General features: G+C 39.9%; 3 protein-coding genes. All 3 read right to left on the bottom strand.

From position 1 onward, the window contains the following. Positions 1-527 (bottom strand): ATP-binding cassette domain-containing protein (locus tag RRG12_RS43155; RefSeq protein ID WP_420763288.1); only part of this gene is annotated, 527 nt, incomplete at its 3' end. Between the two features lie 105 nt (positions 528-632). Further along, on the bottom strand, positions 633-1,799 hold the full coding sequence (devC, locus tag RRG12_RS43160) for an ABC transporter permease DevC (RefSeq protein ID WP_420761078.1): 1,167 nt from the start codon (positions 1,797-1,799) through the stop codon (positions 633-635). A gap of 14 nt (positions 1,800-1,813) precedes the next feature. Continuing rightward, positions 1,814-2,149: a DUF2834 domain-containing protein gene (locus RRG12_RS43165; protein WP_420761077.1), complete on the bottom strand. Its 336-nt coding sequence runs from the start codon at positions 2,147-2,149 to the stop codon at positions 1,814-1,816. Positions 2,150-2,311 lie beyond the last annotated feature (162 nt).

Raw genomic sequence — 2,311 nt, forward strand, 5'->3', positions numbered from 1 at the left:
ACTAAAGCACGAGCGATCGCAACTCGTTGTGTTTGCCCTCCAGATAGTTTCTCTGGGTAATAATTTACACGATCAGCTAACCCGACAGTTTCCAAAATAGCGATCGCTTTGGCGTTAATATCCTGATTGAGAAAATCGTCATGCAACTCTAAGGACATCCGCACATTTTCTCTTGCTGTCAAAAAAGTCATCAAGTTATGCGCCTGGAAAATATAGCCAATTTGGCGACGCAGCTTAGTTAACTGCTGCTTTTTCGCACCACAAATTTCCTCTCCTAAGATTTTAAGGCTACCTTCTTGGGCAGAACGCAATCCACCCATTAAGGTTAACAAGGTGGTTTTCCCCGATCCAGAGGGGCCAGTCATAATCACGATTTCCCCAGCCTTAATCTCTAAATTAATGTCGAATAATACTTGTTTGCGAAGCCCACCTTCACCAAAGTAATGGTTGAGGTTACTAACAGAAATTACAGATTCTAAAGTAGAAAGTGTTGAATTTGAATTTTCTGGTAAAGATTTTTGCAACATAATATTTTATCGGTTATTGGGTATAAAAAAATAATTACGTCTCTTGTAGAGACGCGATTCATCGCGTCTTCTTCTCCACAGACACGATAAACCGCGTCTAAAAAACTAAAAAACATCGGCAGGGTCAGCAGATCGTAATTTCCGCATTGCGATCGCACCAGAAACGCTACACATGATCACGGTCAAAATCCAAACCTGGATCGCCCGTTCCATTTTCATAAAAATAGGAAGCATTGTCGCAGCGTATGTGACTTGATACAACCCAAAAGAAAGGAAGAATCCAGGCAGAAAACCTAAAATAGCTAATAACAATGCTTCTTGAATTAAAACTCCCAAGAGATAGTTATCGGTATATCCCATTGCTTTGAGGGTGGCATATTCTGGCAGGTGGTCAGAAACATCAGAATAAAGGATTTGGTAAACAATCACGATACCAACGATAAACCCGACTGCTGTACCCAAACCGAAAATAAAACCAATGCCAGTACCTTCTTCCCAGTAAGTCCTCTCCACTTTGGCAAACTCTTCTGGAGTCAAGACTCTAACATCTTTAGGTAATCCATTCACAAGTTGCGATCGCACTTTTTCTACATCGACATCTGGTTGAAGCGTAATTAACCCAACTTCGATGCGATCGGGTTTACGTTCTGGGAATAGCTGGAGAAAGGTAGAGTCACTGGTGATCACATTACCATCGGCAGCAAAGGAAGCACCATCAGTAAACAAGCCTTTAACAAAAACGGCTTTGCTATTTAATTCTGTGTCAAATTTGCCTGTTTTCTTAAAGATATCAGCAACCGCCCCGTATTCTGGACGACCTGCCTGGTCAAAAATAACTTGGTATAACTGTTTCAGATCATCCTGATTTTGGTTAATTTCGGGCGATTTGAATGCGGGTTGTACCGGATCAACACCCCAAACCAAAATGGCACGCTCAAGACGTGTTTCGGGATTTCGCCACTGTCCGGTGCTGATATAGACAGAATTAACTGACTGAACACCTTCATAACCTAATGCTTGATACAGTCGTTCTCTAGAAAAGTTTTTTACCGAAAATAAAGTTTGAAATTGGGGATTAATTAAAATCAAATCTGCCTGTAAATTGCGATGAGGTTTCACAGCAGCATCAAAAAGGGCACTTTCAAATCCCAACTGAATAAACATCAGCATATCGGCAAAAGTAATACCTGCGACTGCAACAGCCAGACGGGTTTTTTCCTTCATTAACTGCCGCCATGCTAGCGGCGTTTTGCGAAATAATTTGGAAAACATATTGAAAAAACCCCTTAATAACTCAGTGTTTCAGTTTGCTGTTCAAGCTGGCGCTCTCGCATTAACAAAAATAATGGAAGACCTAAAGACACACCAACCAAAAGATTACAGGCAATGTAAACCCAGAGATTTTGCATTTTAAGACGTGTTCCCTCCCAAAATACAAATGTCCATAAAACTAGCGATGAAACAATAACATCCATACCAAAAAAACCAGAAATTTTGTTGGCAAAGAGTTGTTCAAAAAACAGCTTTACATCAAGACCATGCTCTAAGACAAATGGAACAAATTGGGAGTAAGGTAGAACGAAGCCAAGTATACAAAGCAGAAGGTATATGACTTTAATCATGATTGAATTAACCCTATAAAAAATGCTGGAATACACGAGACAACAAACAACAACTCTATATAGGACTCCTATTTAATTTTTGAAAAAGACTACGTCCGGATCTATCCTTTCTTTCCTATTCCCTATTACCTATTACCTATTCTCTACCCTCATATATTTCAT

It is taken from the genome of Nostoc sp. CALU 546 (assembly GCF_048836525.1).